This is a genomic window from Pseudomonas putida (assembly GCF_030159595.1).
Lineage (GTDB): Bacteria > Pseudomonadota > Gammaproteobacteria > Pseudomonadales > Pseudomonadaceae > Aquipseudomonas > Aquipseudomonas putida_AC.
Genome location: NZ_BSKJ01000002.1, coordinates 218982 through 241783, shown reverse-complemented (window position 1 = coordinate 241783; position 22802 = coordinate 218982). Strand labels below are relative to the sequence as shown.

Sequence of the window (22802 nt, the reverse complement as noted above, 5' to 3'; positions counted from 1 at the left end):
GCCACCTGGGCACACATTCGAGATTATTTGATGCTTTACAGCGTCGCTAATCTCTACTACAACTTCGGGCTTGTCCGTCGTTGTGGTGCGCACTATACGGACGGTCCGGGGGGCTGTAAACCCCCCAAGCGAAAAAAATTTCAAAAAATTCAACTTGTTGATTCCACAGGCCTATTCCTGCTGTCTATGCACTGCAGCAGGGGCTGTCCAAGGCAGACATTTCCGGTTTCAATACGCCTATGCCAGAATTCCTATCTATATACCCCAAGGTGAACCCCTTCTGATGGCCGATTGGCAATCCCTCGATCCCGAGGCCGCTCGCGAAGCGGAAAAATACGACAACCCCATTCCCAGCCGTGAGCTGATCCTGCAGCGCCTTGCTGACCGTGGCGAGCCCGCTGCGCGCGAGGAGCTGGCGAAAGAGTTTGGTCTGTATGAAGAAGACCAGATCGAAGCCCTGCGCCGCCGTCTGCGTGCCATGGAGCGCGACGGCCAGCTTATCTATACCCGGCGCGGCACTTATGCCCCGGTGGACAAGCTCGACCTGATCTGCGGCCGTATCTCCGGCCACCGCGACGGGTTTGGTTTCCTCATCCCCGATGATGGCAGCGATGACCTGTTCCTCGGCCCGTCGCAGATGCGCCTGGCCTTCGATGGCGACCGCGCGCTGGCGCGGGTGTCCGGTACCGACCGCCGTGGGCGCCGTGAAGGCGTGATCGTCGAGGTCATCTCCCGTGCCCACGAAAGCGTGGTCGGCCGTTACTTCGAAGAAGGCGGCATCGGCTATGTAACCCCGGACAACCCGAAGATCCAGCAGGAAGTGCTGGTGACCGCCGGGCGCAATGGCGGTGCCAAGATCGGCCAGTTCGTCGAAATCAAGATCACCCACTGGCCAACCCCACGCTTCCAGCCGCAAGGCGATGTGGTCGAGGTCATTGGCAATTACATGGCGCCGGGCATGGAAATCGACGTTGCCCTGCGCAGCTACGACATCCCGCACGTCTGGCCTGAAGCTGTAGTCAAGGAAGCGCGCAAGTTCCGCTCCGAAGTCGAAGAAAAAGACAAAGAGAAGCGCGTCGACCTGCGTCACCTGCCGTTCGTCACCATCGACGGTGAAGACGCCCGCGACTTCGACGATGCCGTCTATTGCGAACCGCTGGGCAAGCTGCGCTTGTTCTCGGGTGGCTGGCGCCTGTATGTGGCCATCGCCGATGTGTCCAGCTATGTGCGCCTGGGCTCGGCCCTGGATGTCGAAGCCCAGCAGCGCGGCAACTCGGTGTACTTCCCCGAGCGCGTGGTGCCGATGCTCCCAGAAGAGCTGTCCAACGGCCTGTGCTCGCTGAACCCGCACGTCGACCGCTTGGCCATGGTCTGCGAAATGACCATGAACAAAGCCGGCCAGATGGTCGACTACCAGTTCTACGAAGGCGTGATCCACTCCCACGCCCGCCTGACCTACAACAAGGTCAGCAGCATGCTCGAGCACGCCCGCACCCGTGAGGGCAAGGCGCTGCGCGAGGAGTACAAGGAGGTCGTGCCGGACCTGAAGAACCTGTACAACCTGTACAAGGTGCTGGTGGATGCCCGTCACACCCGGGGCGCCATCGACTTCGAGACCCAGGAAACCCGCATCATCTTCGGTGACCAGCGCAAGATCGCGGAAATCCGCCCGACCGTGCGCAACGACGCCCACAAGCTGATCGAAGAGTGCATGCTGGCGGCCAACGTGGCCACTGCCGAGTTCCTGCAGAAGCACGGCGTGCCGGCGCTGTACCGCGTGCACGACGGCCCGCCGCCGGAGCGCCTGGAAAAACTGCGTGCCTTCCTGGGGGAGCTGGGCCTGAGCCTGCACAAGGGCAAGGACCCGTCGCCCAAGGATTACCAGGCCCTGCTGGCGAGCATCGCTGGGCGCCCGGACTTCCACCTGATTCAGACCGTGATGCTGCGCTCGCTGAGCCAGGCGGTGTACAGCACCGAGAACAACGGCCACTTCGGCCTGAACTACGAGGCGTACACCCACTTCACCTCGCCGATCCGCCGTTACCCGGACCTGCTGGTGCATCGCGCCATCCGCAGCATCATCCGTTCCAAGGTGGATACCCCGCACGTCAAGCGTGCCGGCGCCATGAGCATCCCCAAGGCGCGCATCTACCCGTACGACGAGAACACCCTGGAGCAGCTTGGCGAGCAGTGCTCGATGACCGAGCGCCGGGCCGATGAAGCCACGCGTGACGTGGTCAACTGGCTCAAGTGCGAGTTCATGAAAGACCGCGTGGGCGAGACCTTCCCGGGCGTCATCACCGCCGTGACCGGTTTCGGTCTGTTCGTCGAGCTGACCGACATCTATGTAGAAGGCCTGGTGCACGTCAGTGCGCTGCCGGGCGACTACTACCACTTCGATCCGGTGCACCACCGTCTGTCCGGTGAGCGCACCGGGCGCAGCTTCCGCCTGGGCGATACGATTGAAGTCAAGGTCATGCGTGTCGACCTGGACGAGCGCAAGATCGACTTCGAAGTGGCCGACAAGACGCTGGCTGCGCCGATCGGTCGCAAGCAGCGTGGCGCCGCCCCGACTGCCGACAAGGCCGAGCCGGCACCGGTCGAAGCCAAGGCGACACCAAAGCCGCGCAGCCGCAAGAGCGAAACCTCCGAAGCGTATTTCCCGAAAGACGCCGTGCAGCGTAACGCCGAAGTGCGCAAGAGCCGCGAAATGAAAAAGGCGCTGATGAGCGATGCCCGCACCGGCGGCCCGTCCAGCAGCAAGTCGGACAAAGGTGGCAAGGCCACCGGCAAGCCGACCAAGCACCGTAAAGGCCCGCCGAAGTCCGGCGCGCCACGCAAGAGCAAGAGCAAGTCATGAGTCAGCTGGAAAAGATCTACGGCGTGCACGCCGTGCAGGCATTGCTGCAACACCATCCGAAGCGGGTCAAGCAGATCTGGCTGTCGGAAGGGCGCAGTGAGCCACGCCTGCAGGCGCTGCTGGCGCTGGCCGCGGAAAACCGCGTGCAGGTTGGCCAGGCCGAGCGCCGTGAGATGGATGCCTGGGTCGAAGGCGTGCACCAGGGCGTGGTCGCCGAGGTGAGCCCGAGCCAGGTGTGGGGCGAGTTGATGCTCGAAGAGTTGCTTGAGCGCACCGAAACGCCGCCGCTGATCCTGGTGCTGGACGGTGTGACCGACCCGCACAACCTTGGTGCCTGCCTGCGCACGGCTGATGCGGCGGGTGCCACGGCGGTGCTGGTGCCCAAGGACAAGTCGGCAACCCTGACACCAGTGGTGCGCAAGGTGGCGTGCGGCGCGGCCGAGGTGATCCCGCTGGTGGCCGTGACCAACCTGGCGCGCACGCTGGAGAAGCTGCAGCAGCGTGGCTTGTGGGTGGTGGGTACCGCTGGCGAGGCCGAGCAGGAGATCTACCAGCAAGACCTGACCGGGCCTTTGGTGATGATCATGGGCGCAGAAGGCAAAGGCATGCGCCGACTGACCCGTGAACATTGCGACTTCCTGGTGAAGTTGCCGATGGGCGGGAGCGTCAGCAGCCTGAACGTTTCGGTGGCGACTGGCGTTTGCCTGTTCGAGGCCGTGCGCCAGCGTCAGGCCAAGCGCTGATCGCGTAAGCCTGTTCCGGCCTCTTCGCGGGCAAGCCCGCTCCCACAAGATCCCCACCTGATTCGAGTGTGGTGCGCTCCTGTGGGAGCGGGCTTGCCCGCGAAGAGGCCGATAGCCTGTGAATATGTTTCTGACTGTTCAAATATTCGCCAATTGCCTTGCTTGTGCGCAACGCCTTCTCTACAATTGCGCCCCTTGCCGAGCTGGCAGGCGCACATGTGCCTCCCCTCCGTGCAAGACATACAGTGTCATTCACTCCTTGTCTGACCAGATTCCCTGGCAGACTACTAACCCGTAAGGAGCATTCATGCGTCATTACGAAATCATCTTCCTGGTTCACCCGGACCAGAGCGAGCAAGTCGGCGGCATGGTTGAGCGTTACACCAAGCTGATCGAAGAAGACGGTGGCAAAATCCACCGCCTGGAAGACTGGGGCCGTCGTCAACTGGCCTATGCAATCAACAATGTTCACAAGGCTCACTATGTGATGCTGAACGTTGAGTGCACCGGCAAGGCCCTGGCCGAGCTGGAAGACAACTTCCGCTACAACGATGCCGTTATCCGTAACCTGGTCATCCGTCGCGACGAAGCCGTTACCGGCCAGTCCGAGATGCTGAAGGCTGAAGAGAACCGCAGCGAGCGCCGTGAGCGTCGCGAGCGTCCTGAGCATGCTGACTCCGCCGAAGGCGACGACAGCAATGACAGCGACTCCAGCGATAACGCTGACGAGTAATCCACGGACCTTTAGAGGAGCCTATTAAATGGCACGTTTCTTCCGTCGTCGTAAATTCTGCCGCTTCACTGCTGAAGACGTGAAAGAGATCGACTTCAAAGATCTCAACACCCTGAAAGCTTATGTATCCGAAACCGGCAAGATCGTTCCAAGCCGCATCACCGGTACCAAAGCTCGTTATCAGCGTCAGCTGGCTACCGCTATCAAGCGCGCCCGCTTCCTGGCCCTGCTGCCCTACACCGACAGCCACGGCCGCTGAGACCGGGTCGTCGACAAGCAGTAAGGGATTAGCATGCGAGCGTTAGCAAGTTTCATCATGCGCGGTCGTGTGCAGGCCACCCTGGTGGTGGTCATTAGCGCGGTACTGCCGCTGCTGTTCTGGTTGAGTGCCGCTGCCGGCAGCCTTGTGCTGCTGCGGCGTGGGTTCAAGGATGCTACATCGGTCATCGCCGGCGGCCTGCTGGCTGGGCTGGCCGTGTGGGTCATGGGCGATCCCATCACCTTTCTGGTGATCGCGGGTGCCCTGGCTCTGGCCGCCATGTTGCGTGCCGAGCATCCCTGGAGCCGGGTGTTGCTGGTCAGTGCCGTGTTCGCCGTGGCTTTCAGCCTCGTGCTCGATCTGGCGCTGGCGCAAACCTTCGATATGTTGGCCAAGGCGTTTGCCGAGGCCATGCCGAAAATCGAGGGGCAACCTGTGCTCTCCGGTGAGCTGATCCGCCCTGTGCTGGTCGCTTCCACAGCAGTGACGGTGCAATTGTTCAGTGTGCTGGCCCTGGTGCTGGCGCGCTACTGGCAGGCAGCGTTGTACAACCCTGGAGGCTTCGGTCGCGAGTTTCGCGCCCTGAAGTTGCCGAAACAGACCATGGCGGTCTTGGTGGCAGTGATGGTGGTGGCCCCGTTCATCGGGCCGCAGTTCATCATCCTGGCATCGGCTTCGAGCCTGGTACTGGTGCTGGCTGGCATCGCGTTGATGCACGGGCTGGTGGCGCAGGGGCGACTGGCCGGTTTCTGGCTGGTGGGCATGTACGTGACGCTGCCGCTGATCATGCAGCTGATTTATCCGTTGCTGGTGGTTTTGGCCATTGTCGACAGCCTGATTGATTTTCGCGGTCGCAAGTCCCCCAAGGGGAATGACTCCGCGAACGGTGAAGGTTAAAAGTTAAGAGGTTTTACCAAATGGAACTGATCCTGCTGGAAAAAGTCGCTAACCTGGGCAACCTGGGCGACAAAGTAAAAGTTAAGGCTGGTTACGGCCGTAACTTCCTGCTGCCATTCGGCAAGGCCACCGTTGCCAACGCCGCCAACCTGGCTGCGTTCGAAGAGCGTCGCGCCGAGCTGGAAAAAGCAGCTGCTGACCGTAAATCGTCGGCTGAAAGCCGCGCTGCCCAACTGGCCGAGCTGGAAGTGACCATCACTGCCACCGCTGGCGATGAAGGCAAGCTGTTCGGTTCGATCGGCACCCACGACATCGCTGACGCCCTGACCGCCTCCGGCGTTGAAGTGGCCAAAGCTGAAGTTCGTCTGCCGAACGGCACCATCCGTCAGGTTGGCGAATACGACGTAGCCGTGCACCTGCACAGCGACGTTGAAGCCACCGTACGTGTGGTCGTCGTAGCTGCCTAAGCTGCGCTAACTGGCTGGCTCCTTGCGAGTCAGGCGGTTAACATCGGGCACGGTCCTGTTCTTTACAGGCCGTGCCCTTTGTCTTTTTCATCCTCCAGAATTCTTTCGTGGCCATGAACGAGATCACCACCTCCGAACAGCTAGACCTGCAAACCGCCGCCCTGAAGGTGCCGCCGCATTCCATCGAGGCCGAACAGGCCGTGCTTGGTGGCCTGATGCTGGACAACGAGGCCTGGGAGCGGGTGCTGGACCAGGTGTCGGATGGCGATTTCTACCGGCATGACCACCGGCTGATCTTCCGCGCCGTGCACAAGTTGGCCGATGCCAACCAGCCATTCGACGTGGTGACCCTGCACGAGCAGTTGGACAAGGAAGGCCTGTGCTCGCAGGTGGGCGGCCTGGCGTACTTGGCCGAACTGGCCAAGAACACCCCGTCGGTAGCCAACATCAAGGCCTACGCCGCGATCATTCGCGAACGGGCCACACTGCGCCAACTGATCAGCATCAGTACCGACATCGCCGACAACGCGTTCAACCCGCAGGGGCGCAACGCTGCAGAGATTCTCGACGATGCCGAGCGGCAGATCTTCCAGATCGCCGAGGCACGGCCAAAAACCGGCGGCCCGGTAGGCGTCAACGAACTGTTGACCATGGCTATCGACCGCATCGATACGCTGTTCAACTCCGACAGTGACATCACCGGTATTTCGACCGGCTATACCGACCTGGACGAGAAAACCAGCGGCCTGCAGGCAGCCGACCTGATCATCGTCGCCGGCCGTCCGTCGATGGGTAAAACCACCTTCGCCATGAACCTGGTGGAAAACGCTGTGCTGCGCAGCGAAAAGGCGGTGCTGGTGTTCTCCCTCGAGATGCCAGGTGAGTCGCTGATCATGCGTATGCTCTCGTCCCTCGGCCGAATCGACCAGACCAAAGTGCGTTCCGGCCAACTGGATGACGACGACTGGCCGCGCCTGACCTCCGCAGTGAACCTGCTTAACGACCGCAAGCTGTTCATCGACGATACTGCCGGCATCAGCCCGTCGGAAATGCGGGCGCGCACGCGACGCTTGGCGCGTGAGCACGGTGAAATCGGCATGATCATGGTCGACTACCTGCAGCTGATGCAGATCCCGGGCTCTTCCGGTGACAACCGCACCAACGAGATTTCCGAAATCTCCCGCTCGCTCAAGGCCCTGGCCAAGGAATTCAACTGCCCGGTGATCGCCCTGTCGCAGCTGAACCGTTCCCTGGAACAGCGCCCGAACAAACGTCCGGTGAACTCCGACTTGCGTGAATCCGGTGCAATCGAGCAGGACGCCGACGTGATCATGTTCGTGTACCGGGACGAGGTGTACCACCCCGAGACCGAGCACAAGGGCGTGGCGGAAATCATCATCGGTAAACAGCGTAACGGCCCCATCGGCTTCGTGCGCCTCGCGTTTATCGGCAAGTACACCCGTTTCGAGAACCTTGCGCCGGGCATGTACAACTTCGACGACGACGAATAAAGATCTCCGGCAATTCCCGGTTCTCTGTGGGAGCGGGCTTGCGCCAGCATCTGGACTCGAGCAAGACAGTTACTCCATCGGGGCTCTGATGCGCCTAATGAATCCGACAACCACCGTCGGATTTGGTCAAAATTTGTGCTATATTCCGCGCCCGCGATTTCCCTGCACACCAGAACCGGTCACTGACATGCAAGCAGCCAAACCACTCTACGACTATCCCAAGTACTGGGCCGAATGCTTCGGGCCAGCACCTTTCCTGCCGATGAGCAGGGAGGAGATGGATCTGCTCGGCTGGGATTCCTGCGACATCATCATCGTGACCGGTGATGCTTACGTCGACCACCCGTCGTTCGGCATGGCCATCATCGGTCGCCTGCTGGAGGCCCAGGGCTTTCGCGTGGGCATCATTGCCCAGCCGAACTGGCAGTCGAAAGACGACTTCATGAAGCTCGGCGAGCCGAACCTGTTCTTCGGCGTGGCCGCCGGCAACATGGATTCGATGATCAACCGCTACACCGCGGACAAGAAGATCCGTTCGGACGACGCCTACACCCCTGGTGGCCTGGCGGGTAGCCGCCCGGACCGCGCCAGCCTGGTGTACAGCCAGCGCTGCAAGGAAGCCTACAAGCATGTGCCGATCGTACTTGGCGGTATTGAAGCTTCGTTGCGCCGCATCGCCCACTACGACTACTGGCAGGACAAGGTCCGCCACTCGATCCTGATCGACGCCAGCGCCGATATCCTGCTGTTCGGCAACGCCGAGCGGGCTGTGGTCGAGGTGGCTCAGCGCCTGTCCAATGGTGAGTCGATCGAGACCATCACTGATGTGCGCGGCACTGCCTTCGTGCGCCGTGATACCCCGCAAGGCTGGTACGAGATCGACTCGACCCGCATCGACCGCCCAGGCCGCGTCGAGAAGATCATCAACCCGTATGTGAACACCCAGGACACCCAGGCTTGCGCCATCGAGCAGGCCAAGGGCGACCAGGAAGATCCGAACGAAGCCAAGGTGGTGCAGATTCTCGACAGCCCGAGCGTGACTCGGGAAAAGTCGGTGATCCGCCTGCCGTCGTTCGAAAAGGTGCGTAACGACCCGGTACTCTATGCCCACGCCAACCGCGTGCTGCACCTGGAGACCAACCCGGGCAACGCCCGCGCCCTGGTGCAGAAGCACGGCGAAGTGGATGTGTGGTTCAACCCGCCACCCATCCCCATGAGCACCGAGGAGATGGACTATGTGTTCGGCATGCCGTATGCCCGAGTGCCGCACCCGGCCTATGGCAAGGAGCGCATCCCGGCCTACGAGATGATCCGTTTCTCGGTGAACATCATGCGTGGCTGCTTCGGTGGCTGCACCTTCTGCTCGATCACCGAGCACGAAGGCCGCATCATCCAGAACCGCTCGCACGAGTCGATCCTGAACGAGATCGAAGAGATGCGCGACAAGGTGCCGGGCTTCACCGGCGTGGTCTCCGACCTGGGTGGCCCGACCGCCAACATGTACCGCATCGCCTGCAAGAGCCACGACATCGAGAAGCACTGCCGCAAGCCGTCGTGCGTGTTCCCGGGCATTTGCGAAAACCTCAACACCGACCACAGCTCGCTGATCGAACTGTACCGCAAGGCCCGTGCCCTGCCGGGTGTGAAGAAGATCCTGATCGCCTCGGGCCTGCGCTATGACCTGGCGGTGGAGTCACCGGAGTATGTCAAGGAGCTGGTTACCCACCACGTTGGCGGCTACCTGAAGATTGCCCCGGAGCACACCGAGCGTGGCCCGCTGGACAAGATGATGAAGCCGGGCATGGGCACCTATGACCGATTCAAGCGCATGTTCGAGAAGTTCTCGAAAGAAGCGGGCAAGGAGCAGTACCTGATCCCGTACTTCATCGCCGCGCATCCGGGCACCACCGACGAAGACATGATGAACCTTGCCCTGTGGCTGAAGGGTAACGGCTTCCGTGCCGACCAGGTGCAGGCGTTCTACCCATCGCCGATGGCCTCGGCTACGGCCATGTACCACTCGGGCAAGAACCCGCTGCGCAAGGTGACTTACAAAAGCGAAGGGGTGGAGATCGTCAAGAGCGAAGAGCAGCGCCGCCTGCACAAAGCGTTCTTGCGCTACCACGACCCGAAGGGCTGGCCGATGCTGCGTGAAGCGCTGGAACGCATGGGCCGTGCCGACCTGATCGGCCCGGGCAAGCACCAGTTGATCCCGCTGCACCAGCCGCAGACGGATACTTACCAGAGCGCCCGCCGCAAGAACTCGACGCCGGCAGGCAGCCACAAGGTAGGCAAGGATCAGAAAATCCTTACTCAGCACACTGGCCTGCCACCACGGGGCAGCGATGGCAGCAAGCCGTGGGACAAGCGTGAGAAGGCCAAAGCCGAGGCGTTTGCGCGTAACGAGAAGGCGGCCAAGGAACGTAAGGAAGCAGCCAAGGGTGGCAAGGGCAACAAGAAGCCGCGCCAGCCAGTCATCCCGCGCTGATCTTGAAGACTACATAGAGCCCTGTGGGAGCGGGTTTACCCGCGAATGCGTCGGTAAATCCACTATCGTATTCGCGGGTGAACCCGCTCCCACAGAGTCAGTGTCCGGCCGATCCATCTGGGTCAGTCAGGCTTATGGTCGACCCACTTCGGCGCCACCGGCGCAACAAAGTTGTCCATGCCATCCAGCAGTTCGTCCGGCTGCTGCCCCAGCAGCAACATCGCCCGGTGTTGCGGCCGCACAAAGCCTTCTTCGACAATATGGTCGAGGAATCCGCCCAGCTTGTCGTAGAAGCCGTTCACGTCCAGCAGCCCCAGCGGCTTGGCGTGATAGCCCAGCTGCCCCCAGGTCCATACCTCGAACAACTCTTCCAGCGTACCCAGCCCACCCGGCAGGGCGATGAAGGCGTCGCTCAGCTCGGCCATGCGAGCCTTGCGCGCGTGCATGCCGTCGACCACTTCCAGGCGGCTGAGGCCTTTATGGCCGATTTCGGCGTTCATCAGGCTTTCGGGGATGATGCCGACCACCTCGCCGCCGGCCGCCATGGCAGCGTCGGCAACGGTGCCCATCAGGCCGACCGCACCGCCACCGTAGACCAGGGTCAGGCCGCGACGAGCAATGGCCTGGCCAAGGGCGACGGCGGCTTCATGGTAGGCGGGGTTGGCGCCGATGCTGGCGCCGCAGAACACACAAACGGAACGTACGGGCATTGCTCATCTCCTGTCACTCAGGTGCACAGGGTACGGCGCATGCCCGTCACTTCCAAGGTCGCGTTCATTCAGGGCGGGAGAATTCGCAGATGGCACCAGTAGCCCCGTGAGCATAGGCGGCGAGCAGGCTGTTGATCAGGCTGGAGATGGGCATTTGGTATTGCTCCTAAATGAGAGGTTGTCCCATCGTCTATTAAAAGGGCATGATGTGCCCTTAGATTGGTTGTATACAATCCATTGAACAATTCTACTGGCTGGCCTATTGACACCCCCTTGACCCATATCAGCAGGGGGCTGGATGGTTTCAGGCAGTCTCGCAATTGATAAAACCCTGCCAAGGAGATTCATGATGTTTGCGAAAGCTGTAGCGGTATCCCTGCTGACCCTCGCCAGCGCCTCTGTCTTTGCAGCTGACTGCAAAGTCACCGTCGACTCGACTGACCAGATGTCGTTCAACACCAAAGAGTTTACTGTCGACAAGAGCTGCAAGACCGTCGAGATCGAACTGACTCACGGTGGCAACCTGCCGAAGAACGTCATGGGCCACAACCTGGTAATCAGCAAGACTGCCGACATGCAGGCAATCGCCACTGAAGGTATGTCGCAAGGTCTGGACAAGGACTACATCAAGGCTGACAACGCAGCGATCATCGGGCACACCAAGATGATCGGTGCCGGTGAAAAAGCCAGCATCAGCCTGGACACTTCCAAGCTGGAAGCCGGTGGTGATTACAGCTTCTTCTGCACCTTCCCGGGCCACATCTCGATGATGAAGGGTAAGGTCGTCGTCAAGTAAGCGGGTAAGGGGCCGCAAGGCGGCCCCTTAGCTTCAAGGGGCGAACGGCAGTTCGCGCTTGTGCTGGGTCTTGCGGTAGGTGGCGACGATGATGTCGAACGCCGCCTGGTCAACCGGCAGCCCATGCAGGAAGGCATCGATCTGCTGGTAGGTCACGCCATGCGACGCTTCGTCCGGCTTGCCCGGCTCCAGGTCCTCCAGGTCGGCAGTCGGCACCTTCTCCACCAGTGACTCCGGCGCACCAAAGCTGCGCGCAATCGCCCGTACCTGGTTCTTCACCAGCCCGCTCAGCGGCGCCAGGTCGCAGGCACCATCACCAAACTTGGTAAAGAAGCCCATCACCGCCTCGGCGGCGTGGTCTGTTCCGATCACCAGGCCTGCGCGTGCGCCGGCGATGGTGTACTGGGCGACCATGCGCGTACGCGCCTTGACGTTGCCAACCACGAAGTCCACCAGGGTTGGCGAGCCGTTCTTCAACTCCACCACTTCAGCCGCCAATGCCCGTACTGCCGGGGCGATATCCACAGTGTGCACTTCATCGGCCTTGATCACTTCAAGGCACGCCTGGGCGTCATGCTCGTCATGCTGCACCTGGTACGGCAGGCGCACGGCGATGAAGGTGTATGCCTTGTCACCGGTCTCGGCGCGCAACTCGTTGATGGCGCGCTGGGCGAGCAGGGCGGCGGTCAGCGAATCGACGCCGCCACTGATACCCAGCACCAGGGTCTTGAGCCGGGCGTTGGCCAGACAGTCCTTGATGAACGCCACGCGCCGGGCGACTTCGGCCTCAAGCGCGGCCGTGTCGGCGAACGGCGGCTGTACCTTCAGCGCCTGGGCAATCTCTTGCTGAACCGCTTGCATGGGTTACTCCTTGCTGGGGACTTTGAATACATGGCGCAGGTAGGCGACGAAGTTCTCGTCGCGGCATTGGGTCTTGGCGGCTTCGTCCGAGATCTTGGCCACTGGCGCGCCGTTGCAGTCGGTCATTTTAAGCACGATGTTCATCGGGGCCACACCCGGGATGTCGCACGTCAGGTTGGTACCGATACCAAAGCTGACGTTGATGCAACCGCGCAGGGCACGGAAGATTTCCAGCGAGCGGGTCAGGTTGAGGCCATCGGAAAACACCAGGGTCTTGGTCATCGGGTCGATACCCAGTTTCTGGTAGTGGGCAATGGCCTTCTCCGCCCAGGCCACCGGCTCGCCCGAGTCGTGGCGCAGGCCGTCGAACAGCTTGGCGAAGTACAGGTCGAAATCGCCGAGGAAGGCATCCATGGTGATGCAGTCGGTCAGGGCGATGCCGAGCAGGCCGCGGTACTCGCGCACCCAGCAGTCCAGCGCGGCGATCTGGCTGTCGATCAGGCGCGGGCCGAGCTGCTGGTGGGCCATGATCCACTCATGGGCCATGGTGCCCAGCGGCTTGATATCCAGTTTCCATGCCAGGTCGACGTTGCTGGTGCCGACGAAGCGGCCCGGGAAGTCGTCGCGCAGTACCCGCACCACGTCTTCCTGTACACGGCTGGAAAAGCGCCGCCGTGTGCCGAAGTCGGCTACCTGCAGGTCGGCCAGTTCGTCATCGCTGGCATGCGCGCGCAGCCAGTCGAACTTGCGGTACAGCTGGTCGCGGGCTTCGGCCAGGCGCATGTGCGGGTGCAGTTGGCGGTTGCGCACTTCGCTGATGATGGCCAGTAGCGGCACTTCGAACAGGATTACATGCAGCCACGGGCCTTTGAGGCGCAGGAACAGTTGGTCGTTCTCGATACCGATGCGCACATAGCGCAGGTTGAAGCGGAACAGCCGCAGAAAGCGCAAGAAGTCGGGCTTGAGGAAGCTGATGCGTTCGAGGAAGGCCGGCTGGCCATCATCCAGGGAGAGGTCGCTGAGCAGTTCCAGCTGGTGGCGGATCTCGCCGAGGTAGGGGCGCAGGTCCTCGCCGTTGCGGCAGCGGAATTCCCATTCGACGTCGGCGTCGGGGTAGTTGTGCAGCACGCCCTGCATCATGGTGAGTTTGTAGAAGTCGGTGTCGAGCAGGTTGTGCACGATGCGCTCGGCGAATGCGCTCTCGCTCATCAAAGGGGCTCCGGAAGCGGCGAATGGCCGACATTGTGCCAGCCTTTTGGGCCTTGTTGTGTCTGGGCTGGCCTCTTCGCGGGCAAGCCCGCTCCCACAAAGGCCGCGTAACCGCCAAAAACGCGTGTTTTTCCGTGCACCAGCTAGCCTTCAAACGGTGCCGCCTGTAGCAGTCGCGCACCAGCGGTGTGCACTTCGGTGACGTCCGCTGTTACAGGCTGGTTGCACGTAAACACTTGCCAGGGTTGCAATGATGGCACGCGGTGGTTGCTCCTTGTCTGTACATCTGGTGGCGCCTTCCGCGTGGCAGACGGTTGCACGCTCAATAAAGAAAAGGCCGTCGGTCGCCTGCAGTGCACCTGCGCAGTGTGTTTTCCCGGAAGACAAAACCGATGGCACGGCCCTTGCTCTGAGCACAGGGTTGAGAAGTTGTAGTGCCAACCAAAAAAAACTCTAGGAGCACCACCTCATGTCGCAGACGTTTTACAAGAAAGGTTTCCTGGCTCTTGCCGTAGCTACGGCACTGGGTGTTTCTTCGTATGTTCAGGCCGACGTCAAGATCGGTGTAGCGGGCCCGATGACCGGGGCTAACGCGGCGTTTGGCGAGCAGTACATGAAAGGTGCGCAGGCAGCGGCCGACAAGATCAACGCGGCGGGTGGTGTGAACGGCGAGAAAATCGTCCTGGTCAAGGGCGATGACGCCTGCGAACCGAAGCAAGCCGTGGCTGTGGCCAACCGCCTGGTCGATCAGGACAAGGTGATCGGCGTGGTCGGCCACTTCTGCTCCTCCAACACCATCCCGGCGTCCGAGGTGTATGACGAGGCTGGCGTTATCGCCATTACCCCAGGCTCCACCAACCCACAGGTCACCGAGCGCGGCCTGAGCGCCATGTTCCGCATGTGTGGCCGTGACGACCAGCAGGGTATCGTCGACGTGCTCAAGGGCAAGAAAGTCGCGGTGCTGCACGACAAGGACACCTACGGCCAGGGCCTGGCCGACGCGACCAAGGCGCAGCTTGAAAAACGCGGCGTGAAGCCTGTGCTGTACGAAGGCCTGACCCGTGGCGAGAAAGACTTCAGCGCCGTGGTCACCAAGATCCGTTCTACCGGTGCCGACGTGGTCTATTTCGGCGGCCTGCACCCAGAGGCCGGCCCGCTGGTACGCCAGCTGCGCGAGCAGGGCCTGAAGGACGTCAAGTTCATGTCCGATGACGGCATCGTCACCGACGAACTGGTGGCCACCGCTGGCGGCGCGCAATACGTCGATGGCGTGTACATGACCTTCGGTGCCGACCCGCGCCTGCTGCCAGAGAGCAAGGCAGTGGTGGAGGCGTTCCGCAAGGCCGGTACCGAACCTGAAGGCTACACCTTGTACGCCTACGCCTCCCTGGAAGCTTTGGCTGCCGGCTTCAATGGTGCCAAATCCAACAAGGGCGAAGACGCGGCCAAGTGGCTGAAAGCCAACCCGGTCAAGACCGTCATGGGCGAGAAAAAGTGGGACAGCAAGGGTGACCTGACCGTGTCCGACTATGTGGTCTACCAGTGGGACAAAGACGGTAAATATCACCAGCTGGAAAAACAAAAATAATAACGGCCCACGGCCCGGGCTGATGCCCGGGCCCAAGCCCCGCGGTAACTGTCTTTATTCGTAGATCTGCACAGTTCTGCGCTGCGAGGGCCCCGTACCGGTGGCCCGCGCCGTGGTCGGCGCTCGTGCAATCTCAATCAGGTGAGATTGCGTTATGGATGGTATTTTCCTGCAGCAACTGGTCAACGGCCTGACCCTTGGGTCGGTCTATGGCCTGATCGCCATCGGCTACACAATGGTCTATGGCATCATCGGCATGATCAACTTCGCGCACGGCGAGGTGTATATGATTTCCGCGTACCTCGCGGCAATCAGCCTGGCATTGCTGGCCTATTTCGGCGTCGAGTCGTTCCCGCTACTGATGTTGGGTACGCTGTTGTTCACCGTCGTCGTCACGGGCGTCTATGGCTTCACCATCGAACGCATCGCCTACAAACCCCTGCGCAACTCTACCCGCCTGGCACCGCTTATCAGTGCCATCGGCATTTCGCTGATCCTGCAGAACTACGCACAGATCAGCCAGGGCGCCCGCCAGCAAGGCGTGCCGACCCTGCTTGAAGGTGCCCTGCGTGTCGAAGTCGGCACCGGCTTCGTGCAACTGACCTACACCAAGATCTTCATCCTCATCGCCGCTTTCGTGGGCATGGGCCTGCTCACCTATGTGATCAAGTACACCAAGCTCGGCCGCATGTGCCGTGCTACCCAGCAAGACCGCAAGATGGCCTCGATCCTGGGCATCAACACCGACCGGGTGATTTCGTATGTGTTTGTCATCGGTGCGGTAATGGCCGCCCTGGCCGGCGTGCTGATCACCATGAACTACGGCACCTTCGACTTCTATGCCGGCTTCATCATCGGCATCAAGGCGTTCACCGCCGCCGTGCTCGGTGGTATCGGCTCGCTGCCTGGCGCCATGCTTGGCGGCATCATCCTGGGGATTTCCGAGTCGCTGTTCTCTGGCCTGATCAACTCCGACTACAAGGACGTGTTCAGCTTCTCGCTCCTGGTGATGATCCTTATCTTCCGCCCACAAGGCCTGCTGGGTCGCCCGCTCGTGGCTAAGGTGTGAACATGTCCGTTGCCAAAACTGCCTCTGCTTCCGAAACCAAGGGTTTCGACCTTAAACGCAGCCTGCTGGAGACCATCGTCGCCGGCCTGCTGGCCCTCATTGTGTTTGGCCCGGTCGTCGGTGTGGTGCTCGACGGCTACACCTTCAATGCCGAGCCGCGCCGGGTGGCCTGGCTGGTCGGCGGGGTGATGCTGGGGCGCTTCCTGCTCAGCCTGTACCTGCAGACCGCCGCTGGCGTGCGCATGCTCCAAGGCTTCGACAGCGGTGGCTCGGGCGTGCATGTGAATGCGCCGGACTACAAGTCGCGCCTGCGCTACATCATCCCGGCGCTGGTGGTGATTGCCATCGTCTTCCCGATCTTCGCCAACAAGTACCTGCTGACGGTGGTCATCCTCGGCTTGATCTATGTGTTGCTGGGCCTTGGCCTGAATATCGTGGTTGGCCTGGCCGGCCTGCTCGACCTGGGCTATGTGGCGTTCTACGCCATTGGCGCCTACGGCCTGGCACTGGGTTACCAGTACCTGGGCCTGGGTTTCTGGAGCGTGCTACCCCTGGCGGCCATCGCCGCAGCGCTGGCGGGGTGTATTCTCGGTTTCCCGGTGCTACGGATGCACGGTGACTACTTGGCGATCGTGACCTTGGGCTTTGGCGAGATCATCCGCCTGGTGCTGAACAACTGGTTGTCGTTCACCGGTGGCCCCAACGGCATGCCGGCCCCTTCGCCAACCTTCTTCGGCCTGGAATTCGGCCGCCGGGCCAAGGACGGCGGAGTGCCGATCCATGAGTTCTTCGGCTTCGATTACAACGCCAACCTCAAGTTCGTGTTCATCTACGCGGTGCTGTTCCTCGTTGTGCTGGCCGTGCTGTACGTCAAGCACCGCCTGACCCGCATGCCGGTCGGCCGAGCGTGGGAAGCACTGCGTGAAGACGAAATCGCCTGCCGTTCGATGGGCCTGAACCATGTGCTGGTGAAGCTTTCGGCATTTACCCTCGGTGCTTCGACTGCTGGCCTGGCCGGGGTGTTTTTTGCCACTTACCAGGGCTTCGTCAACCCGTCGTCGTTCACCTTCTTCGAGTCGGCACTGATCCTCGCCATCGTCGTGCTGGGTGGCATGGGCTCCACCGTAGGCGTGGTGATCGCGGCGTTCGTGCTGACCGTGGCGCCCGAACTGCTGCGCAGCTTCTCCGAGTACCGTGTGCTGCTGTTCGGCGTGCTGATGGTGCTGATGATGATCTGGCGACCGCGTGGGCTGATCCGCATCAGCCGTACCGGTGTGACCCCGCGTAAAGGAGTGGCGCCATGAGCGACGATATCATTCTCTCGGTCAACAACCTGATGATGCAGTTCGGTGGCATCAAGGCGCTCAGCGACGTCAGCCTGAAGGTCCGGCGCAATCAGATCTTCGCCCTGATCGGCCCTAACGGCGCCGGCAAGACCACGGTGTTCAACTGCCTGACCGGTTTCTACAAGGCCAGTGGCGGGCGCATCGAGCTGAACGTGCGTGGCAGCCACACCAACGTCATCCAGTTGCTTGGCGAGCGCTTCCAGGCAGCGGACTTCGTGTCGCCAGCACGCTTTGCCAACCGCATGTACTACAAGATGTTCGGCGGCACCCACCTGGTCAACCGCGCAGGCCTGGCGCGCACCTTCCAGAACATTCGCCTGTTCAAGGAAATGTCTGTGGTGGAGAACCTGCTGGTGGCCCAGCACATGTGGGTCAACCGCAACCTGCTGGCCGGGGTGCTCAACACCAAGGCTTACCGTAAGGCCGAGAGCGATGCGCTGGACCACGCCTTCTACTGGCTGGAAGTGGTCGACCTGGTCGACTGCGCCAACCGCCTGGCCGGCGAGCTGTCTTACGGCCAGCAGCGCCGCCTGGAAATCGCCCGAGCCATGTGCACGCGGCCCAAGATCATCTGCCTGGACGAACCGGCAGCAGGCCTGAACCCGCAGGAAACCGAAGCCCTCAGCCGCATGATCCGTGTGCTGCGGGACGAGCACGACATCACCGTGGTGTTGATCGAGCACGACATGGGCATGGTCATGAGCATTTCCGACCATATCGTGGTGCTGGACCACGGCAACGTGATTGCCGAAGGCGCCCCGCAGGACATCCGCCACAACCCGACGGTGATCGCCGCCTACCTGGGTGCAGACGAAGAGGAACTGGTATGAGTGCACCCATTCTCGAACTGAAGGACCTGGACGTGTTCTACGGGCCGATCCAGGCGCTGAAGAAGGTCTCGATGCACATCAATGAAGGCGAGACGGTCAGCCTGATCGGCGCCAACGGTGCCGGCAAGTCGACCCTGCTGATGTCGATCTTCGGCCAGCCGCGGGCGGCGTCGGGGCACATCGTGTATCGCGGCACCGACATCACCCGCAAGTCGTCGCACTACATCGCCTCCAACGGCATTGCCCAGTCGCCGGAAGGGCGCCGGGTGTTCCCCGACATGACCGTCGAGGAGAACCTGATGATGGGCACTATCCCCATCGGCGACAAGCATGCCGACGAAGACATGCAGCGCATGTACGAACTTTTCCCACGCTTGAAGGAGCGGCGTAACCAGCGGGCCATGACCATGTCAGGTGGCGAGCAGCAGATGCTGGCGATTGCCCGGGCGCTGATGAGCCGGCCGAAGTTGCTGTTGCTGGACGAGCCCTCACTGGGGCTGGCGCCGATCGTGGTCAAGCAGATCTTCTCGACCCTGCGCGAGTTGGCCAAGAGCGGGATGACCATCTTCCTGGTGGAGCAGAACGCCAACCATGCGCTGAAGCTGTCGGACCGGGCGTATGTGATGGTCAACGGGCAGATCCGCATGACCGGGACCGGGCAGGAGCTGTTGGTCAACGAGGAAGTGCGTAACGCCTATCTGGGCGGCCACTGAGTTGAAACAGGGGCTGCAAAGCAGCCCCATCCTCAATGTGGACAACTTGCCGCGCCTCTCTCCCGACACACGTCAATATTCCCCCGCAAGCCCTTGTTTCCACGCGTTGAATCTTTTCCACGGATAATGTGGAACCGCCTGTGGAAAACATGGTGGCATCTCGCGCCAGCCCTTTGATACCAAGCCCTGTAGAGAAGCGATTGTTTTTTGATCACATGCGCTCTGTGGATGATTTTCAAAGGTTTTTCACAGCCCTGAAAGCACTCCGAAATCAGCCTAAGGCCTGTGGGTAACTCTGTGTAAAAACCTTGGACAGACGGCTACAGGCGGCATGCTTGAAAGCCTAGCGCCATCACCGAAAAGATATCCACCGACCACGCAACGCTGAAAGGGTTCCGCACCGTGGACAAGTTGCCCCCAATCCGTGGGGAAAGCCTTGTGGATAACATGCGCATAGCTGGCCCCGGGCCTTCTACCACAAGGGTTTGCCGCACATGAACAAAAAATGAACAGCGGCGTGAACGACTTGCTGCTGGCGCCTGGCGCGGGCATGCTGCAAAGCTGCCATGACAACCTACCGTGAGGAACAGAGCATGACGTCCACCGTATTCATCACTGGCGCCACTTCCGGTTTCGGCGAGGCCACTGCCCGCCGCTTTGCCGAAGCTGGCTGGAAGCTGGTGCTCACTGGCCGCCGCAAGGAGCGCCTGGACGCCCTGTGCGCGGAACTCTCGGCCAAGACCGAAGTGCATGGCCTGGTACTGGACGTGCGTGACCGCAAGGCCATGGAGCAGGCCATCGCCACGCTGCCGGCCGGCTTCGACACGTTGCGCGGCCTGGTCAACAACGCAGGCCTGGCACTGGGTGTGGATGCGGCGCAGAACTGCAGCCTGGACGACTGGGAAACCATGGTCGACACCAACATCAAGGGCCTGATGTACACCACCCGGCTGCTGTTGCCACGCCTGATCGCCCATGGCCGTGGGGCGTCGATCCTCAACGTGGGTTCGGTGGCGGGCAACTACCCGTACCCGGGCAGCAACGTGTATGGCGGCACCAAGGCCTTTGTCGGCCAGTTCTCGCTGAGCCTGCGCTGCGACCTGCGCGGTACTGGCGTGCGGGTGAGCAACATCGAGCCGGGCCTGTGCGAGAGCGAGTTTTCGCTGGTGCGCTTCGGCGGTGACCAGGCCAAGTACGACGCCACCTACGCGGGCGCCGAGCCAATCCAGCCGCAGGACATTGCAGAGACTATTTTCTGGATCCTCAACCAGCCGGCGCACATCAACATCAACAGCCTGGAGCTGATGCCGGTGAGCCAGGATTGGGCAGGGTTCTCGATCGACCGGTCGATCAAAGGTTAATGTCAGTCGGTTAAACGACTGGGGCCGCTTTGCGGCCCATCGCCGGCAAGCCAGCTCCCACAGGATTGCGCATTCCTCAGGAGCTGCGCTGTACCTGTGGGAGCTGGCTTGCCGACGATGGCGTCAGCCCAGGCGCTGCAACCCTTCCAGGCAGGTCGCCAGATGATAGGGCGTAGTCGAAGGCATATCGTGCCGGCTGACATTGCCTTCCCCATCCCGGCATTCATACCAGCCCGCTTCCCGCAGGAACCGCGCTTCCAGCGCCTGCAGCTGGCTAGCCAATTTCGCCTCGCCTGCCTCACGCAACACCAACGCCCGCAGGTACTCTGCCTGCGCCCAGATCCGCTGGGTAGCATCGATCACCTTGCCATCCACATCCAGCATCGCCAGTACCGCCCCCTCTGTCACCCCGTGCTGCTCGGCAAAGCCGAAAGCCCGGTCGAGGGACGCATGCAACGGCGTATCACGCAGCAGCGGCGAGGTTTGCAGCAGGTAGAACCATTCGAACTGGTGCCCCGGCTCGAACCAGTTATCCACAGCTCCGCTTGGCTTCTCCAGCATCAGGCCATGGGCCGGTTCGACGAAGTGTGCCTGCAGCGCTTCACACAGCTGCAGCAACGACTGCTGGGCATATTCATCGTCACGCACCGCCAGCACCTGCAGAAACGCCTCGGCCAGGTGCATCTGGGGATTCTGCAGCGGGCCGCTGCCCAGGTCGGCCCAGTCTTCGCCCAGACTGGCTTCGTACAGGCCGTCGTCACGGGCAAACTGCTGGTCGATGATGTCCAGCGCGGCGTTCAGGGTGGACTCCACCAGGCTTTCACGCACCTTGCCCCAGTAGTGCGCGCAGGCGAACACGATGAAGGCGTGGGTATACAGGTCCTTGCGGCGGTCCAGCGGTTTACCTTGGGCATCGATGCTGTAGAACCAGCCACCGTGCTCGGCGTCGTGGAAGTGCTTTTGCAGCGAACGGAACAAGGCGGCTGCGCGCTCGGCTGCACCGGGTTGCCCGATACGGCTGCTGAACAGGTAAAGCTGGCGTGCGCAGGCCATGGCCCGGTAGCGCTGCACCGGCAAGGGCTGGTGCTGGGCATCCAGGGCTTCGTAGGGCAGGGCCATGTCGGCATTCCAGCCCGGGCCTTGCCACAGCGGCACGATGCGTTCGGCGAAGTGCTGGTTGAAGCGGGCCAGTTCAGGCAGGGTGAGGCGGGGGTTGGACATTTCGGCGCTCGTCGCTGTCGGGCAGGGCGCCATGGTAGCAGAACTAGGGTTGTGGGTTGCCCAGCCCTTGCCAATGCCGCGCCCCGACAAAGATGAAGCGCAATTGCTGGGTAATCTTTTCCTGCGGCGTCAGCGCCTGTGGATAACCCGGTTCGGGGCTGTCGATAAGCTCGGGAAGGGTGGCGAACACAGTCTTTACCACCAGGTCGGCCATCACCGCCAGCGCGGCGCTGTCCAGGTGCTGCCAGCGCTTCATGCGCGCCAGGTCTGTGGCCAGGTCATCGCTAATGTCCTGGCGCAGGCGGGCAATGGCCTGACGCACGGCCTGCGAGCCACCGTATTGCTCGCGGGCCAGGAACAGGAACTGCGCGCGGTGGGCGGCCACCACGTCGAGGAAGATGCGCACCGACGCGTCGGTGATGCCGCCCAGTTCGAATTCGTTTTGCCGTACCAGGCGGATGGTCTGACGGAAGGTGGTGTCGATTTCGGCCACCAGGGCCAGGCCCAGGGCGTCCATGTCGGAGAAATGCCGGTAGAACCCGGTGGGCACGATGCCTGCGGTTTTCGCCACTTCGCGCAGGCTGATGCTGCCGAAACCACGGCCGCTTTCCATCAGCAGGCAGGCGGCATCGAGCAGGGCCTGGCGGGTCTGTAGCTTCTGTTCGGCGCGCGGCAGCATGGTGCGGGCTTCTGTGACGGTAAGGCTGGGCACTCTAGTTAAAAAAACAAAGCCCGGTCAATGACCGGGCCTGGAGGGGAGCAAGCGTTGTGACATGAGTTGTTCTTTTCGACCATGGCAATCAGCTCACACGGCGGATTTCAACCAGGCGATCCGAACCACCTTCAGCTACACGGCCAGCACGTTCGATCAAACGATCCGAGCCACCTTCGGCAACACGGCCACTGCGTTCGATCAGGCGATCGGAACCACCTTCGGCAACACGGCCACTGCGTTCGATCAGGCGATCGGCGCCACCTTCGGCAACGCGGCCACTGCGTTCGATCAGGCGATCGGCGCCACCTTCGGCAACGCGGCCACTGCGTTCGATCAGGCGATCGGAACCACCTTCGGCAACGCGGCCACTGCGTTCGATCAGGCGATCGGCGCCACCTTCGGCAACGCGGCCACTGCGTTCGATC

Annotated in this window: 21 protein-coding genes; 15 read left to right on the top strand and 6 right to left on the bottom strand. The window is 61.7% G+C overall.

What is annotated here, in order from left to right:
- The first annotated feature begins 283 nt into the window (after positions 1 to 283).
- The 8 genes from rnr (at position 284) to QQL85_RS05410 (ending at position 9958) form a co-directional block, all read left to right on the top strand.
- Positions 284 to 2860, top strand: a complete 2577-nt coding sequence (rnr, locus tag QQL85_RS05445; RefSeq protein WP_284353285.1) for a ribonuclease R — start codon at positions 284 to 286, stop codon at positions 2858 to 2860.
- Positions 2857 to 3603, top strand: a complete 747-nt coding sequence (gene rlmB / locus QQL85_RS05440; protein ID WP_197888957.1) for a 23S rRNA (guanosine(2251)-2'-O)-methyltransferase RlmB — start codon at positions 2857 to 2859, stop codon at positions 3601 to 3603. The genes rnr and rlmB overlap by 4 nt, the downstream gene beginning before the upstream one ends.
- Before the next feature lie 307 nt (positions 3604 to 3910).
- Complete coding sequence (gene rpsF / locus QQL85_RS05435; RefSeq protein WP_003249557.1) at positions 3911 to 4336, top strand: 30S ribosomal protein S6; 426 nt, start codon at positions 3911 to 3913, stop codon at positions 4334 to 4336.
- 28 nt (positions 4337 to 4364) lie between these two features.
- Positions 4365 to 4595: a 30S ribosomal protein S18 gene (rpsR, locus tag QQL85_RS05430; protein ID WP_003249563.1), complete on the top strand. Its 231-nt coding sequence runs from the start codon at positions 4365 to 4367 to the stop codon at positions 4593 to 4595.
- A 33-nt stretch (positions 4596 to 4628) separates the two neighbouring features.
- Positions 4629 to 5492 carry a hypothetical protein gene (locus QQL85_RS05425; RefSeq protein WP_284353286.1) on the top strand — a complete coding sequence of 288 codons (864 nt, stop codon included), beginning with the start codon at positions 4629 to 4631 and terminating at the stop codon, positions 5490 to 5492.
- A gap of 20 nt (positions 5493 to 5512) precedes the next feature.
- Entirely contained in the window at positions 5513 to 5959 is a 447-nt protein-coding gene (rplI, locus tag QQL85_RS05420; protein WP_012316464.1) for a 50S ribosomal protein L9, read from the top strand.
- 113 nt (positions 5960 to 6072) lie between these two features.
- Entirely contained in the window at positions 6073 to 7470 is a 1398-nt protein-coding gene (gene dnaB / locus QQL85_RS05415; protein ID WP_284353287.1) for a replicative DNA helicase, read from the top strand.
- Positions 7471 to 7657: 187 nt separating this feature from the next.
- On the top strand, positions 7658 to 9958 hold the full coding sequence (locus QQL85_RS05410; RefSeq protein WP_284353288.1) for a YgiQ family radical SAM protein: 2301 nt from the start codon (positions 7658 to 7660) through the stop codon (positions 9956 to 9958).
- A gap of 122 nt (positions 9959 to 10080) precedes the next feature.
- Here QQL85_RS05410 and QQL85_RS05405 read toward each other — a convergent pair whose 3' ends face one another.
- Complete coding sequence (locus QQL85_RS05405) at positions 10081 to 10668, bottom strand: TIGR00730 family Rossman fold protein (RefSeq protein WP_284353289.1); 588 nt, start codon at positions 10666 to 10668, stop codon at positions 10081 to 10083.
- Between the two features lie 349 nt (positions 10669 to 11017).
- Between QQL85_RS05405 and azu the strand changes: the two genes are divergently transcribed.
- On the top strand, positions 11018 to 11464 hold the full coding sequence (gene azu, locus QQL85_RS05400; protein ID WP_284353290.1) for an azurin: 447 nt from the start codon (positions 11018 to 11020) through the stop codon (positions 11462 to 11464).
- Positions 11465 to 11497: 33 nt separating this feature from the next.
- On the opposite strand, the gene nadE is transcribed toward azu, so the two are convergent.
- The gene (gene nadE, locus QQL85_RS05395) at positions 11498 to 12325 is read right to left on the bottom strand and encodes an ammonia-dependent NAD(+) synthetase (RefSeq protein ID WP_284353291.1); all 828 of its coding nucleotides are present in this window, start codon (positions 12323 to 12325) and stop codon (positions 11498 to 11500) included.
- A 3-nt stretch (positions 12326 to 12328) separates the two neighbouring features.
- Positions 12329 to 13534: a nicotinate phosphoribosyltransferase gene (gene pncB, locus QQL85_RS05390; protein WP_284353292.1), complete on the bottom strand. Its 1206-nt coding sequence runs from the start codon at positions 13532 to 13534 to the stop codon at positions 12329 to 12331.
- Positions 13535 to 14003: 469 nt separating this feature from the next.
- On the opposite strand from pncB, the gene QQL85_RS05385 reads away from it, so the two are divergent.
- The 6 genes from QQL85_RS05385 (at position 14004) to QQL85_RS05360 (ending at position 20441) form a co-directional block, all read left to right on the top strand.
- Positions 14004 to 15122, top strand: a complete 1119-nt coding sequence (locus tag QQL85_RS05385) for a branched-chain amino acid ABC transporter substrate-binding protein (protein ID WP_284353293.1) — start codon at positions 14004 to 14006, stop codon at positions 15120 to 15122.
- A gap of 154 nt (positions 15123 to 15276) precedes the next feature.
- Positions 15277 to 16191 carry an ABC transporter permease subunit gene (locus QQL85_RS05380; protein ID WP_016489422.1) on the top strand — a complete coding sequence of 305 codons (915 nt, stop codon included), beginning with the start codon at positions 15277 to 15279 and terminating at the stop codon, positions 16189 to 16191.
- Positions 16192 to 16193: 2 nt separating this feature from the next.
- On the top strand, positions 16194 to 17495 hold the full coding sequence (gene livM / locus QQL85_RS05375; RefSeq protein WP_284353294.1) for a high-affinity branched-chain amino acid ABC transporter permease LivM: 1302 nt from the start codon (positions 16194 to 16196) through the stop codon (positions 17493 to 17495).
- On the top strand, positions 17492 to 18367 hold the full coding sequence (locus tag QQL85_RS05370; protein WP_284353295.1) for an ATP-binding cassette domain-containing protein: 876 nt from the start codon (positions 17492 to 17494) through the stop codon (positions 18365 to 18367). Before livM ends, QQL85_RS05370 begins: the two co-directional genes overlap by 4 nt.
- A complete protein-coding gene (locus QQL85_RS05365) occupies positions 18364 to 19080 on the top strand; it encodes an ABC transporter ATP-binding protein (RefSeq protein ID WP_016712243.1) in 717 nt (238 codons plus the stop codon). The genes QQL85_RS05370 and QQL85_RS05365 overlap by 4 nt, the downstream gene beginning before the upstream one ends.
- A 593-nt stretch (positions 19081 to 19673) precedes the next feature.
- Positions 19674 to 20441: an SDR family oxidoreductase gene (locus QQL85_RS05360; protein ID WP_284353296.1), complete on the top strand. Its 768-nt coding sequence runs from the start codon at positions 19674 to 19676 to the stop codon at positions 20439 to 20441.
- A gap of 123 nt (positions 20442 to 20564) precedes the next feature.
- Here the strand turns inward: QQL85_RS05360 and QQL85_RS05355 are convergent, their stop codons facing one another.
- The 3 genes from QQL85_RS05355 to QQL85_RS05345 form a co-directional block, all read right to left on the bottom strand.
- Positions 20565 to 21662, bottom strand: a complete 1098-nt coding sequence (locus QQL85_RS05355) for an AGE family epimerase/isomerase (RefSeq protein ID WP_284353297.1) — start codon at positions 21660 to 21662, stop codon at positions 20565 to 20567.
- A gap of 43 nt (positions 21663 to 21705) precedes the next feature.
- A complete protein-coding gene (locus tag QQL85_RS05350; protein WP_019098907.1) occupies positions 21706 to 22341 on the bottom strand; it encodes a TetR family transcriptional regulator in 636 nt (211 codons plus the stop codon).
- A gap of 121 nt (positions 22342 to 22462) precedes the next feature.
- Positions 22463 to 22801: a phage infection protein gene (locus tag QQL85_RS05345; protein WP_434489039.1), complete on the bottom strand. Its 339-nt coding sequence runs from the start codon at positions 22799 to 22801 to the stop codon at positions 22463 to 22465.
- Position 22802 lies beyond the last annotated feature (1 nt).